The 13,171-nt window shown below is 40.2% G+C and carries 13 protein-coding genes and 2 tRNA genes; 6 read left to right on the top strand and 9 right to left on the bottom strand.

Translation table 11 applies throughout. The features are described 5' to 3' along the window. Window positions 1–41: 41 nt before the first annotated feature. The 7 genes from AC04NP_RS04255 to AC04NP_RS04225 all read right to left on the bottom strand — a co-directional run bounded on the left by AC04NP_RS04255 (window position 42) and on the right by AC04NP_RS04225 (window position 4,415). Complete coding sequence (locus AC04NP_RS04255; RefSeq protein ID WP_482858229.1) at window positions 42–764, bottom strand: spheroidene monooxygenase; 723 nt, start codon at window positions 762–764, stop codon at window positions 42–44. Window positions 765–948: 184 nt separating this feature from the next. Then, complete coding sequence (locus AC04NP_RS04250; RefSeq protein ID WP_482858227.1) at window positions 949–1,233, bottom strand: hypothetical protein; 285 nt, start codon at window positions 1,231–1,233, stop codon at window positions 949–951. A gap of 118 nt (window positions 1,234–1,351) precedes the next feature. Then, window positions 1,352–1,436, bottom strand: a tRNA-Leu gene (locus AC04NP_RS04245). 335 nt (window positions 1,437–1,771) lie between these two features. Further along, window positions 1,772–3,355 (bottom strand): hypothetical protein, encoded by a 1,584-nt coding sequence (locus tag AC04NP_RS04240; RefSeq protein ID WP_482858225.1) that lies wholly within the window; start codon window positions 3,353–3,355, stop codon window positions 1,772–1,774. Between the two features lie 209 nt (window positions 3,356–3,564). Next, window positions 3,565–3,852 (bottom strand): helix-turn-helix domain-containing protein, encoded by a 288-nt coding sequence (locus AC04NP_RS04235; RefSeq protein WP_482858224.1) that lies wholly within the window; start codon window positions 3,850–3,852, stop codon window positions 3,565–3,567. 2 nt (window positions 3,853–3,854) lie between these two features. Next, window positions 3,855–4,190, bottom strand: a complete 336-nt coding sequence (locus AC04NP_RS04230; RefSeq protein WP_482858223.1) for a type II toxin-antitoxin system RelE/ParE family toxin — start codon at window positions 4,188–4,190, stop codon at window positions 3,855–3,857. Between the two features lie 139 nt (window positions 4,191–4,329). Then, window positions 4,330–4,415, bottom strand: a tRNA-Leu gene (locus tag AC04NP_RS04225). A gap of 286 nt (window positions 4,416–4,701) precedes the next feature. Between AC04NP_RS04225 and AC04NP_RS04220 the strand changes: the two genes are divergently transcribed. Then, complete coding sequence (locus tag AC04NP_RS04220) at window positions 4,702–4,833, top strand: hypothetical protein (protein ID WP_482858222.1); 132 nt, start codon at window positions 4,702–4,704, stop codon at window positions 4,831–4,833. A 1-nt stretch (window position 4,834) separates the two neighbouring features. On the opposite strand, the gene AC04NP_RS04215 is transcribed toward AC04NP_RS04220, so the two are convergent. Both AC04NP_RS04215 and egtB read right to left on the bottom strand, forming a co-directional pair. Continuing rightward, window positions 4,835–5,782: an L-histidine N(alpha)-methyltransferase gene (locus AC04NP_RS04215; RefSeq protein ID WP_482858221.1), complete on the bottom strand. Its 948-nt coding sequence runs from the start codon at window positions 5,780–5,782 to the stop codon at window positions 4,835–4,837. 22 nt (window positions 5,783–5,804) lie between these two features. Continuing rightward, complete coding sequence (gene egtB / locus AC04NP_RS04210) at window positions 5,805–7,049, bottom strand: ergothioneine biosynthesis protein EgtB (protein WP_482858220.1); 1,245 nt, start codon at window positions 7,047–7,049, stop codon at window positions 5,805–5,807. Window positions 7,050–7,428: 379 nt separating this feature from the next. Here egtB and AC04NP_RS04205 point away from each other — a divergent pair, with 379 nt between their 5' ends. The 5 genes from AC04NP_RS04205 to AC04NP_RS04185 all read left to right on the top strand — a co-directional run bounded on the left by AC04NP_RS04205 (window position 7,429) and on the right by AC04NP_RS04185 (window position 13,169). After that, the gene (locus AC04NP_RS04205; RefSeq protein ID WP_482858219.1) at window positions 7,429–8,310 is read left to right on the top strand and encodes a MerR family transcriptional regulator; all 882 of its coding nucleotides are present in this window, start codon (window positions 7,429–7,431) and stop codon (window positions 8,308–8,310) included. Between the two features lie 250 nt (window positions 8,311–8,560). After that, complete coding sequence (locus AC04NP_RS04200; protein WP_482858217.1) at window positions 8,561–9,061, top strand: RNA polymerase sigma factor; 501 nt, start codon at window positions 8,561–8,563, stop codon at window positions 9,059–9,061. Further along, a complete protein-coding gene (locus tag AC04NP_RS04195) occupies window positions 9,061–9,546 on the top strand; it encodes an SRPBCC family protein (protein WP_482858216.1) in 486 nt (161 codons plus the stop codon). The genes AC04NP_RS04200 and AC04NP_RS04195 overlap by 1 nt, the downstream gene beginning before the upstream one ends. 680 nt (window positions 9,547–10,226) lie before the next feature. Further along, window positions 10,227–12,038: a fasciclin domain-containing protein gene (locus AC04NP_RS04190; RefSeq protein WP_482858215.1), complete on the top strand. Its 1,812-nt coding sequence runs from the start codon at window positions 10,227–10,229 to the stop codon at window positions 12,036–12,038. Window positions 12,039–12,047: 9 nt separating this feature from the next. Continuing rightward, window positions 12,048–13,169 carry a sensor histidine kinase gene (locus AC04NP_RS04185; protein ID WP_482858214.1) on the top strand — a complete coding sequence of 374 codons (1,122 nt, stop codon included), beginning with the start codon at window positions 12,048–12,050 and terminating at the stop codon, window positions 13,167–13,169. The last annotated feature ends 2 nt before the right edge of the window (window positions 13,170–13,171 follow it).

The following is a 13,171-nucleotide window of genomic DNA, read 5'->3' as shown; positions in this document are numbered from 1 at the left end:
AGGAGTCAGGGATCTGCAAGTACTCGCTCCTGACCCCTCAACTAATCAATGACCTCCACCCCCGGCAATAAATTCCTCCCTTCCCAACTGCCGGCAACCGCGTAGGGTTGGAATCTGGCAAACAACTCTTCTGAATACCACCCAAGCTGCCGGGTCATTTGAATGGCTTTTTGGTGCTCCTGGCTGTGGTAGGCAAATTTTCTGAGGCTCTCCAGGTCTTTCCAAAGACTAAATGTGGCCATCTGTTTAATGGGTACCTCACCAATGCCCTTAGTATATATGAGTCCTTCGGCATGCTTTAGAGGTTTTTGCGAAGCTGGCACATATCGCCAAAAAGCGTATAGCCTGCTTGCCTTGATAGTGGCCCTCGTGATGACGGCGATAGGGTTTTTTTCAGATGCGGCACGCCCCGCTTTGCCAAATGGTTCAATCCCGGACCAGAAGCCTTGAGACTGGAACATATGCATATAAATCGTATAAATCTCCACCGAATGAGACCTGTATTTCTCCACCAATCCGGAAGATGTGAAAAACTGCGTCGCAGCATGATGACCGTCCCACACCTGCAACAGACAATACACCGACCAATCCGGCAGAGGATTAAAGCCTAAACCTTTACCACTCCCCATCAACTTGTAAAACCGCTGACCACGCACACGGACTAAATGTTTGTGGGCAAATTGCATCATGCCAAACGCCCACAGCTTCCGGCTAAACGTTTTATATCGAAAAAAGGTGATAGTGGTAATCTGATCAGATGACATACAAACAGAAACAACGCTTTCTGAAAAGACAATTTATGTTATGTTTTGTTTAACCGTGGGGACTTAATTCATCATAATTTTTTGAGTTATTTTTTTCCTGGTAATCAATCCGATGAAGCATGCGACTTTATGAGGCAATCTTACCAGCATTTTTAGTATAGCTAATATTGGGGAAAAATGACCTTCAATTGATGAGGAAATTGGAAATAACTACTATCAGTAATAGTAGTACAGTGGTTACGATTTTTATTTTCATAGGTTTTTTCTTCGTCGCCACGGTCAAAACACCACCTATAATGGTGCTAATTAAACCAACAAAAAAAAAATAGGTCAGCGGGAGCCTGTCTTCCATCAGGTAACCTTCCAGCATCACGATAAACCCATTAAAAAGTATAGAGAAATTTAACACCACTAAAAACAGGTCCCAATGTTGCTTTTTCTCCATTTCTTTGCCTTTTGTTTTATTCATATATCAAAGCTGTTCAGATACAAACCACTTAAGGAAAGGGATGACTTACTTTATGCCCACCACATAAGATGAGGTACTGCATTAACACAGAATATCACCGAAGCGATTGTCATGAATGTGCGCACGAAAGGAGTCGAACCTTCACGCCCAAAACGGGCACCAGGTCCTGAACCTGGCGCGTCTACCAATTCCGCCACGTGCGCTTTTGAGGTTGGTAAAACTAATAATTTAGCTGATAGCCTACAAACCTAATAAGTATTTTTTGGAGGGCAAATTTGATTTTCAGGCTATGCATTTCCCGCGTTATCCATCGAAAAAGCTGAGGGAAGAACAAAAATTATCGAAAAAAAGCACGCTGATTAATGCTTTCATTCATATTTAAGACGCTTATATAATCAATGAACGCGACAGGGTTTGCTATGTGGCTGTTCAGGTGGTTGCTTCTGAAAAGCTAAAAAAACAGACAGAAGTTGCATTTACTTTCTATGCACTTCTGCCTGTTCCATTTTTTCCTCTTTAAGAAGTCAAGCTAAAAAATTTACTTAACTTTGGGAAGACTTTTAAATTGTTTGAGGGTTTTTAATCTTACTGAAGTTCTGCCTGGCGGCAGCGGTTCCACAATATCGAAACCTCCTGAATAAAATCCATTTATTACTTCACCGTCATCTAATGTAGCTGCAAATTCAATGGTAAAGGTATTATTATTTACACGTGATATATTTATTGTTCCTGAGCTGAAATCATTACTTTTTTCCAAAAACTGGGCATTAGGATCTGGACCGACTTTACCTACATACGCTGGGTTTATGTAATTCTTTCCATTAACACTTTGATCACCGACAGGCATACCAGGCGCCATAGTAAAGGTACCATCCGAGAACGACGAATTTCCCCAGGAAAAGGCAAGTAAACTTACGAGGTAATAATCTACAGCCCCTCCTGCAATCTCCTTATTTGTTTTGGTCGACAAGTAAAAATCGTAACTGTAATGACCACTCTGGGGGCCAAAATCCACAATATATAGATCAACAATCTCATGATTCACCCCATCCCAGGTAAACTCATTAGCCGGAATCAATATCGGTGGGCTTTTAGCAGGCTTAATAATAGGAAGCTCCCCACTGTAACTACCCGTTAGCTTTTTTCCGTTATTCAAAGTAAGATCAAAATCCAGTGTAAATGCATTGTTGACTCGCCCAACCTCTACAGATCCCAATGTAGCCACCAGCGTTTCCGGGTTTGCAGGATCATAGTCTACTGTAACTTCGGCTAAACTCATATAATTCTGATTAGCAAAAGGAGTTCCATTAAAAAGATTAAAGGTTCCGGTTCTAAAATCCTGGGTACCTGCACTATATAGGTGTAAAACAATGTAGTTCTCACCCTTGGTAAATGCTTCTTGTTCCAAATTGATCTCTGCTTCTGATGAGAGCAAAAACGCGTATTTATAGTGAGTATCATCACTACCGACATCGGCAATCAAACCGCCGTTAAGTTCAAAAGTATCTTCACCCAGAGAAGGCGAATCCTTTGGACTACCGCCACCACTAACTTCACAATCCTCGTTTATTTCTCCATTTCCGGTTACTTCCACCTCCCCGGAATATTCACCGGTGAGGGTTGTGCCGTCTTTCAACTCCACATCAAATGAAACAGTGAGTTTTAAAGGGTCGTCACCTTCCTCCTTTTTAATAGAAACAGTGCCTTTATTGATCTGCACTTGTGCAGGCACACCTTCTTTTTTTCTTGTAAGTGCAGCTACTGTAAAAAACCCACCTTCAGGTATGCCATTTGTTATTTCAGTTTCCGAAACATACTCAAATTCCCCAAACCTGATGAACTCACTACAGGGTGAGAAAAAGTTGAAAAGTAAGTACACTTCCAGTTTCTGAAGTTCTGTCGTTAAATTTTGATAATTGATCTCTTTATCAAAAAATGAAAGTTTAAAACTGTAGTTACTTCCGGTTGATATGATCCCCTCGAGTACGGCATGGTTCAAATTGAGTTTTTCTTCTCCGCCCAGGGCAATCTGTCCATCAGCGTTAACATCGCCATCTTCATCATCACTACAAGAAAATAGTATTAAAAAAGACAGGAAAAGTAAATATGATAGCTTTTTCATGGTTAATGTAAATCTGGTTTGGTAAAAAATGGTTGATTACCATATAAAAAATCAAAGGCAAAAAAGGGATGAAAAGCTATCGTTTACAACAACAGATATCAAAAAACATTACTATTGTACCATTTCGGTGCTGTCAGACTAAATTTGAGGCTCCTCTGACAACAAAAAGCACTAGTTCCCGGTTTTTGACAGCTATCAGGAACGGTTATTTACAGGCTGACTTTAAAGCTCACCTTTGCTTCAAGCGCATCGAAAACTTTCAGGATCGTCTCGATGGTTATATTGCCGGCGCTGTTTTCCAGCCGGGAAATCTGGGCTTTCTTCACACCGATCAGTTCCCCGAGTTGTGCCTGGGTTAAATGCCGTCTTCTCCGGGCCTTTTTGATCATATCACCAATCAGTTCGAGCTTTAACTCGAATTCATATTGATTTCGTTCGGGAGTTCCCTTTAATCCGATTAACTTATCTTCGGCCTCTGCTAAAGTATACTTTTTCATGGTTATTTACTTTTGATGTATTTATGCCTGATCTGTTCTGCTTTTTGAATTTCTTTTTTATCTACTTTACTCGTTTTCTTAATGATGCCATGGGTGGCAAAAACAATAGTTTCTATGCTGGAAGTCTTATCCCAAAATGCCAATAATCTATATTGAATCCCGGCAAACAACGTTCTGAATTCCCAGATGTCACGCTCTAATTTCTTAAAAAGCACCGGGTCGATATGGTATTTTGCTCGGTGCATATTTTGTAATACCTTTTTTCTGGGTTTTAAGTCAAGTTTTTCAAGGAACTCGAAGGCCTCTTCCAGTAAGACCACCTCAAATTTTTGTCTCATTTGGTTTACATTTAAGTATACTATTTGTTTCAAAAAAAAGTTTCACCAACAGTAAACTTTTTTCCTGTGATCGTGTAGGCAAGAAAATCTACCGGATTTTGTCTTATCGGGGGAAGCCAGCTAGCTGGCATAAAAAATGTGCGCACGAGAGGAGTCGAACCTCCACGCCCAAAAACGGGCACCAGGCCCTCAACCTGGCGCGTCTACCAATTCCGCCACGTGCGCGTCTAATGAGGATTAAGGCTAATAACTTAGCAATTAAGCTCCAAAACTAGGAAGTATTTTTCAGGGAAACAAATTTGATTTTATCAATTAGTTCTTCTCCCTTTGTTTGCCTCGAGAATAGTCGTGAAGGAGGCCTTGGCCCATATAACAATTAGAATCCATGGCTAGATCTTAAGAGATCATAATAGGTAACTTTTAACCAATTTATGCTTTTGGATACTGATACAATGACTTTATCATAGGTATCTTTTGTATCGTAAGGGAATTTAAACGGAGAGCCTTCGCTATGGATTTCAGCAAACCGGGCAAAGAAGATTACTCAAATTCCGGAAAGATATTTTATTTGAGGGAACCGGAAGTTACCTTTTCAGATAAAAATGTTAATTCTCAGGCCTTTTGGAAATATACGGAAGGTTGAATTAAATACGTTTGAATACAGTATTTACGAAGTAATGTTTACAATCGAAAAATTCCTTTACCACTTCAAGCCCTGCTTCAGCACCGAGGCTTTTGATAGTGTCCAGATCATATTTTTGGGAGATCTCCATGTCAATTGCCTCCCAGGCCTTAAAGCTAAAATTTTGTTGTAAAGATTCGATAAACACTTCCTGTGATTTCGTACTTACCAAAAAGCTTTTTGTAGCTCCTGTTAACGGATTGTATATAGGCCAATGCTTAAAATTAGTGGTATCAAAATTTCCTCCAAGCTCATCATTGATCCTTTTCAACAGATTTAGATTAAAGGCTTTTGTAATACCGTAAGGGTCGTCGTAGGCATTTAAAATGGCTTCCGGATCTTTTTTCAGGTCAAAACCAACCATAACATAATCTTCGTGAGATAGTTTTTTGGCTAGCTGGCACAAAAAACTAACTGCCTGATCATGGAGAAAGTTTCCAATATTCGAACCCAGAAAAAGGACGGCCTTGCGCATAGCGCCGGAATGGTCCAGCTTATCGAGGGCTTTAAAATACTCATTATTGAGTGGTTTCACACCCAGTGTCGGAAAATTCTTTTTTAAATCAGCCGATAACTCTTCCAGCACATTCCCTGATATATCTATCGGGTAATATTTGAACCGGGCATTTCTTTTCAAAAAATGTTTCAGCAAAACCTTGGTTTTAAAACCATCCCCGGCACCAAATTCAATTAACTGGAAAGGCTTTCCGCCTCCACCAAAAAGGTTTAAAATAGCTTCCTTGTGCATAGTGAAGACCTCATATTCGCTGCGAGTGAGGTAATATTCGGGCATCTTCATAATTTCTTGAAAAATTTCGTCTCCTTTCTCGTTGTAAAAATACTTGGAAGACAAAAATTTAGGTTTTGAAGAAAGCCCTTTCCGCACCTCCTCCGCAAAAGATAAACTCATAATGAGGGTAGTTTATTAAAGATTAAATATGTTCTGCTAGTCTTAGTCCCGTAAATTGCCAACGTAAATGTGGATGGAAAAAGTTTCGATAGGTATGCCGGATGTGATCTGAAGGGGTGGCACATGATCCCCCTCTTAATACTTTTTGATTGATCATAAACTTGCCGTTGTATTCTCCGATAGCCCCGGGCGCTTTTTGAAAATAAGGGTAAGGCAGATAGGCGCTGCTGGTCCATTCCCAGGTATCACCAAACATCTGGTGATGGCCATTGTCATTACATTTTGGTCTGAAATATTCTGAATTTACAAAATTGCCCTGGTCATCAACCCGAGGTGCGACTTTTTTGCAGGCAACTTCCCATTCAAACTCTGTCATAATTCTTTTTCCCCGCCAGCTCGCATAAGCATCAGCCTCAAAGAAATTTATATGGGTCACCGGCTCGTATAAATTTACTTTTTCAAAACCATTCAATGTGTAGTAGTACCACTCGTCATCAACTTTATGCCAATAAAGAGGTGCGCTGACCTTTTCAGCCTTCACCCACTCCCAACCTTCCATTAACCAATGTTCAAAATGCCGGTAGCCGCCGGCTTCCATAAACTCGAGGTATTCACCATTGGTAATCAGTCGACTCTGAAAACGATAAGGCTGCAAGTATACCTGATGCACACCCTTTTCATTATCAAAATGAAAATCATCTCCTTCATAACCAATCTTATAGACCCCACCTTCTACTTCAGTGTAACGGTCTTGTAAATTCCCTCCGGTTTGCTGGTTTTCTTTGTTTTTCCAAAAGGTCGGAAACAGTGGATTATTACCTAGAATATATTTAATATCGGTAACAAGCAACTCCTGATGCTGCTGCTCATGTTGCAAACCCAGTTCAACGATGTCATGGATTTCTGTGGTCAATTCATAGGTTTCCAGGAAATCCACCATTTTTTCATTGACATAGGTCCGGTATTTCAACACCTCCTCAACACCGGGGCGTGTGAGATTTCCCCTGTTCGCCCTTAAAACCCGTTTTCCTACACTTTCATAATAGCTATTAAAAAGATAGTTGAAATCTTCATCATACACCCGGTAGGTTTTGTCAAAATTGCCTAAAACAAATTGCTCAAAAAACCAGGTAGTGTGTGCCAGATGCCACTTAGGCGGGCTGACGTCCACCACTGGCTGAACAACAAAATCTTCCGGACTCAAAGTTGAAACCAATTTCTTAGACTGCTGCCTTACCCTTCCAAACTTATTTGTTAGATTTTTCATTTTGTGGGTTCATTGAAGGAGTTTTGCGATACGTAAATATATAAACTTACGATTAAGGATAGAAATTATTTCAATATTTAAAGTACTTTCCGGTAAAAGTGTAACCACTCACTTACCGGCATTGCATAGTGATGGGGGTATACGCAATTACCAGTTATAAACCCTCACCTGATCTGAACAGGTCTGGTAAACTTACCCTTTAAAGCAATACTTTCTTTTTTTTCATTTTAAAAAAATAGATAATTTGTCGTAAAAATTTTTGCTATAAACAGTTTCTCGGGGCTGTTTATGGTGATTGGGGCGGCTGATTAGAACAAATCATGCGATTTTATGTTAAGATTTTATCGGGGAATCAAAGACTTTATAATTTACAGATCAAATGGGTAAATACTCCATTAAGGACATAGAGAAACTTTCAGGGATAAAAGCACATACCATTCGCATTTGGGAAAAAAGACATAATGTCATAGAGCCCAAAAGAACTTTATCCAACATCCGTTATTATGATGACTATGACCTTAAACGGGTGCTGAATATTTCTATTTTAAACAACAACGGGTTAAAAATTTCCACCATAGCCCAAATGTCAGATGAAGAATTGCATGAAAAAGTAGTGCAGTTATCCCGAGACAACAATGCTACCGAAAGCAACGTTGACAGAATGATTGTGTGTATGATAGAACTGGATGAACAGACACTTGAAAAGCTTTTTTCAGAGTTCATCATGAGGTTTGGCTTTGAGGATACTGTCATTAAAATTGTTTACCCGTTTTTGAAGAAAATTGGTGTGTTGTGGCAAACCGGAAACATCAGTCCCGCACACGAACATTTTATCAGCAATATTGTAAGACAAAAAATCATTGTGGCCATCGACGCCTTGCCTGCACCAGATGAAAACCAGGACAAATTGCTGCTTTATCTTCCTGATGGCGAATTACATGAGCTGGGATTGCTGTTTTTCCATTACATTGCCAAAAAAAATGGCCTTAAAACAATTTATTTGGGACAATCGGTTCCCTATGAGGATTTACTGGCCGTTGACAAGGCACACAATCCTGATTTTATATTTACCTCTTACACTTCCCCTATATCCCCGAAAGAGTTTAAAGAACACATGAGTCGGCTTACCCGTGATTTCGGTGATAAAACGATCTTAATCAGTGGCTATCAGGTTACCCAAAACAAATTCACCCTCCCGGAGAAGATCATCAAAATAGAGAATACAGAAGAATTTAAGCACTTCATTTTAAGCAACTGCTAAATTTTCTGATAAGCGACAATCCTTATCGAAAATTTCAAATACGCATCAGTACCAGAAGTAAATTTTGTTTAATTAAATAGAAAAAAAATTAAACAGTTCATTCTTTAAATATTACATTTGAGGAAACTAAATGGGCAATTGAGTCGTATTTTCATTATTTTATATATTTACTTGTTTAATGTTTTATTATATTCATTAAACAATTTGTTGTAACATACGTTGAAGTAAGAGAAAGCAAAATAAAATAAGCATGACAGCTTTAGAGTTTAATCACAGAATAATAGGATTACAACCGACACTAAAACTTTACACCAGAAGGTTTACGGTTGACAAAGAGGAGTCCGAAGACTTGTTGCAAGATACCATCCTGAAAGCTTTAAGTAATAAAGAGAAATTTACGCAAAATACAAATATCAAAGCCTGGCTTTACACCATTATGAAAAATACCTTCATCAATAAATACAGGAAGGACTCAAAAACCAAAACGCAACTCGACAACACAAAAGACTTGTATTACCTCAATGTTGCGGATACACATACTTTCAGTTCACCGGGTTCAGGCATGGAGTACAAGGAAATAATGGCGCTGATGAATGAATTGAAAGATATTTATCTGATTCCCTTTAAAATGTATTTTGACGGTTATAAGTACCATGAGATTTCTGAAGAAATGAATATTCCTCTCGGCACCGTCAAAACAAGAATCTTTTATGCCAGGCAATTTTTAAAAGACAGAATGAAGTCAGCATAATGAAAATATATAACTTAAAAAGAGTCCAGGAGTTACCTATCGGTTTAGAAGAAGCGTGGGATTTCTTTTCATCTCCCGGCAATCTGAAAAAAATCACACCGGCAAAAATGGGGTTCGACATTATTTCCGAAGGGAGCGACGAACCAATGTATCCTGGTATGATCATCAGATATATGGTAAGACCAACCTTGAATATTCCTATTCACTGGGTCACGGAAATTACACATGTCGGAAGGCCCTATTATTTTGTTGACGAACAAAGGTTTGGTCCATACGCCTTCTGGCACCACCAGCACAAATTTAAGCCTGCAGGTAACGGTGTTCTTATGGAAGATGAGGTTAACTATGCATTGCCGCTGGGCATTCTCGGTAAAATTGCACACTGGGCGTTCGTTAAAAAGCAGCTTAATGAAATTTTTGACCACCGCTATGAGACGTTGGCCAACTATTTTCAATCCACCACTTCCGGAGGTATTCTGGTGTAAACCAGCACGCAAAGCCCGAATGCTCGGTATGCAGGCAATGGACTACCACAAAACTACCCTAAACTGAGCCAGGCCTGACCCCTGATTTTGTCCACTTCTTAAAAAGGAACACGCGTTATAACCATTTTGTAACGCAAAATCTACAGTACACTACATCTGTTGATCCCTGGTTTTGTATATCTTCGTGACCCTCATAGAATTGAATTCTTAACCTGGCACCAGCGTCCATAGGCATTACACAACGTTTTCGACAAAATTCTTGGTGTCTCTCTGTGTCTTGGTGCCTCCGTGGTGAAAAATGGTTAACCACAGAGGCACCAAGACACAAAGAGACACAGCCGTTTTCGCCTGTAAAATTAAAAATACAAGCATATGCTTAAGTTGTGCAACACCTACGGACGCTCGCGCCATGGGACGGTTCCCAAACTTTATTGTCGGAAGCAAATAATAAGCAATTGTATGGACATTAGTCATAGTATGACTCCAAGTCATACTATGACTGAACATGTTATGGATTTAATTATGGTTGTCCGGTTCACTCCGGATAATTAACAATTCATACCCGATTAATTAATGTTTAAACGCATATGTACGTAAAAACCTCTCTTTACGGCGTTTATGCAGGGTAATTACTGACTAAAGTAAATTTTAAAACCAATAAACTTTTAAAACCAAATATTATGAACAATCTGAAATTAGGCAGGAGTATTTATAAGACCTTACTCATGCTTTGTATGGCAGCCTTTTTATTTACGTCATGCGATGATGATGACGATGGGTCCGGCGATCCCACAGTAAATCAAAACATCGTACAGGTGGCACAAGACCGAACCGATCTTGAAACCTTTGTAACCGCCCTGACAGCCGCTGACCTCGTAAACGCATTCACCGGAACTGATGACTTTACAATTTTCGCACCATCCAATGAGGCCTTTGCCGCGCTGGGTAGTACACTCGACGATTTGTTGCTACCGGAAAACCAGGAAGAATTGGCTAACATCTTAAGATATCATGTCGTGGAGAATAAAAGGCTAAGTACTGCCTTATCAACTACTGAATTAAACACCTTGCTTCAATTCAGAACAGTTTCTATTACTGTTGGTAATGACGGCAGTGTTTCAGTCAATGATGCCAGTGTAACTACTCCTGATCTCGAAGCTACGAATGGTGTCATTCACATCATCGATGAAGTATTGATACCACCTGCTCCTACCCTCGCGCAGGCACTTACTATTGCCGGAGCAGATACAGGCGACGACGGATTAAGTATTTTACTCGGTATACTTTCCTCCGATGGATATCAAGATTTATTAACCGCCGCAAGTACGGGGACAGATCCTCTCACCATTTTCGCCCCGACCAATGCAGCTTTTATCAGCTTGTTGAATACGCTGGGATTAACTTTGGCTGAGTTAACCCCTGAAGTCGTACGGGATATCATAGAATATCACATATTACCCCAAGCTGCCCCTTCATCGGCTCTGATGGCGCAGGGTTATCCGACGTTGCTGGAAGGTGAAAGCGTTACAGTAACTTTAGATCCGATACGGATAGACGATATCGACGTAGTGCAAGCAGATATCGAAGCATCTAATGGGGTGGTGCATGTCATTGGTGGCGTGTTATTACCATCAGAGCCAGCAGCCGTTGCCGGAACAGTGGTCGGTGTAGCCTACTTCAACAGTGAGTTTACAACCCTGGTAACAGCCTTACGCACAGCCGAACTCATTCCAACCTTATTAATGGATGGGCCCTATACAGTATTTGCTCCGGACAATGCGGCTTTTGAAGCTGCCGGCATTACCGATGTCGGAACCCTAACGAAGGAACAATTAGATCCTATTCTTTTATATCATGTGTTAGGTGGAGAATTCCTGGCCGATGGCCTCGGCGAGACGCAGCAAACCCTGAATACGGCCAACGTATACTTCAGCGTCAATGGTGAAAATGCTTTCATTAACGGAGCGGCCATAACAGCAACTGACATTCAGGCCTCAAATGGTGTCGTTCATACCATTGGGCGGGCACTCACGCCCCCTCCCGGAAATCTTGTGGAACTCGCCAGTAGTCAGGGGTACGATAGATTAGTTGATGCCCTTACCGAGGCAGGCCTGGTTGTGACTTTACAAGGTGATGGACCTTTCACAGTATTTGCCCCTACGGATGCCGCATTTGATGCCCTGTACGCCTCGCTGGATGGAGTCAATGGACCTGCCGACCTCCCGGTAGAAACGCTCACAGATATATTGTTGTACCATGTCCTCGATGGCAGGATTTTCTCCTCCGGCCTATCGGATGGCCAGCAGGCGACAACATTATCGGATGCTAATGCTCCCGATCCGACACAATTTACGATTAATATAGGTGAAAGTGTCACCATTACAGATATAGATACCAATAATGCTGATGCGACAGTGGGACCTGTCGATAAGGTAGCCACAAACGGCGTTATTCATGAAATCGATGCAGTATTACTGCCAGTGACACTTTGATAAAATAAAATGTTTAAATTAGACACAGTTCCCGGTACTCAGGTGCCGGGAACATTTGTCAATCTAAAGAAAATTAAACCACTCAAAAAAAATAATATTTTTTGGGTAGGGCACAGGTATATATATATCCTGCTCCTTTCCCTTTATTCTTACCTGAACATTCTTTTTACCGAAGGGGACAGAATTTTTGGGTTTGACCTGAATGGCTATTATCTTTTTTCTATTTTACTGGTGATTGTGATTTTTGTGTGGGAAGGAAACCGGTTGATAGCCAGATATATTCTCAACAATACGCACCTGGATTTTTTCAAAAAATTCCATCCACTGGTGATACACTTCGGGCTAAGCCTGCTGGTAGTAGCTATAGCAGCCATTACCCCGGTCATTACCATCATTTTTATTAAATCTTTGAATTTTGACAATATCAATCTGCACACTAAACTTTCGGTGGGTTTTGCCTTCAGGATCAATTTGTTCCTGAACAGTATCAATGCCATAGTTTTTTACATGTCACAGCTAAAACAGACCCAGATAGAAGCAGAAGAATTCAAAAAGCAAAGCATGGAAGCACGTTTTGAGGCTTTGAAAAATCAGATTAATCCTCATTTCCTTTTTAACAGCTTCAATGTTCTGTCAAACCTCGTCTACAAAGACCCCGATACCTCTTCGGAGTTTATCCAGCAATTATCTAAAGTTTACCGGTATCTTTTAAAGTATAAGGAGCAGAAAGTGGTGATGGTAAAAGATGAATTGGAGTTCCTTAAATCTTATATTTATTTGCTGAGTATCCGCTTTGATGAAAATCTTTTCATCAAAAATAACCTGCCTCCGGAGACTCACAAACTGTATATGGCACCTGCCAGTTTACAATTGCTGATTGAAAATGCCATCAAACATAACATCGTTTCCAATAAAAAGCCCTTGATCATCGATATATTTAATGAAAACGATACTTATCTGGTCGTTAAAAACAATTTGCAACTTAAAACCATGCAAGAGTCATCTACCTCTGTCGGCCTGAAAAACATCATTAAAAGATACGAATTTATCAGTAATAAAAACGTATTGGTTGAAAAAACTGACGACGCCTTTGTTGTAAAGCTCCCACTAATTCATATTGATATGGAATAATA

Source organism: Agaribacillus sp. DX54 (assembly GCF_056858335.1).
This window is presented reverse-complemented; position numbering and strand designations above follow the sequence as displayed.

What these genes read in the sequence shown, in the direction of transcription:
- AC04NP_RS04255 (WP_482858229.1), bottom strand. Translation starts at nt 764, where the DNA reads ATGTCATCTGATCAGATTACCACTATCACCTTTTTTCGATATAAAACG.
- AC04NP_RS04250 (WP_482858227.1), bottom strand. Translation starts at nt 1,233, where the DNA reads ATGAATAAAACAAAAGGCAAAGAAATGGAGAAAAAGCAACATTGGGAC.
- AC04NP_RS04240 (WP_482858225.1), bottom strand. Translation starts at nt 3,355, where the DNA reads ATGAAAAAGCTATCATATTTACTTTTCCTGTCTTTTTTAATACTATTT.
- AC04NP_RS04235 (WP_482858224.1), bottom strand. Translation starts at nt 3,852, where the DNA reads ATGAAAAAGTATACTTTAGCAGAGGCCGAAGATAAGTTAATCGGATTA.
- AC04NP_RS04230 (WP_482858223.1), bottom strand. Translation starts at nt 4,190, where the DNA reads ATGAGACAAAAATTTGAGGTGGTCTTACTGGAAGAGGCCTTCGAGTTC.
- AC04NP_RS04220 (WP_482858222.1), top strand. Translation starts at nt 4,702, where the DNA reads ATGGATTTCAGCAAACCGGGCAAAGAAGATTACTCAAATTCCGGAAAG.
- AC04NP_RS04215 (WP_482858221.1), bottom strand. Translation starts at nt 5,782, where the DNA reads ATGAGTTTATCTTTTGCGGAGGAGGTGCGGAAAGGGCTTTCTTCAAAA.
- egtB (WP_482858220.1), bottom strand. Translation starts at nt 7,049, where the DNA reads ATGAAAAATCTAACAAATAAGTTTGGAAGGGTAAGGCAGCAGTCTAAG.
- AC04NP_RS04205 (WP_482858219.1), top strand. Translation starts at nt 7,429, where the DNA reads ATGGGTAAATACTCCATTAAGGACATAGAGAAACTTTCAGGGATAAAA.
- AC04NP_RS04200 (WP_482858217.1), top strand. Translation starts at nt 8,561, where the DNA reads ATGACAGCTTTAGAGTTTAATCACAGAATAATAGGATTACAACCGACA.
- AC04NP_RS04195 (WP_482858216.1), top strand. Translation starts at nt 9,061, where the DNA reads ATGAAAATATATAACTTAAAAAGAGTCCAGGAGTTACCTATCGGTTTA.
- AC04NP_RS04190 (WP_482858215.1), top strand. Translation starts at nt 10,227, where the DNA reads ATGAACAATCTGAAATTAGGCAGGAGTATTTATAAGACCTTACTCATG.
- AC04NP_RS04185 (WP_482858214.1), top strand. Translation starts at nt 12,048, where the DNA reads ATGTTTAAATTAGACACAGTTCCCGGTACTCAGGTGCCGGGAACATTT.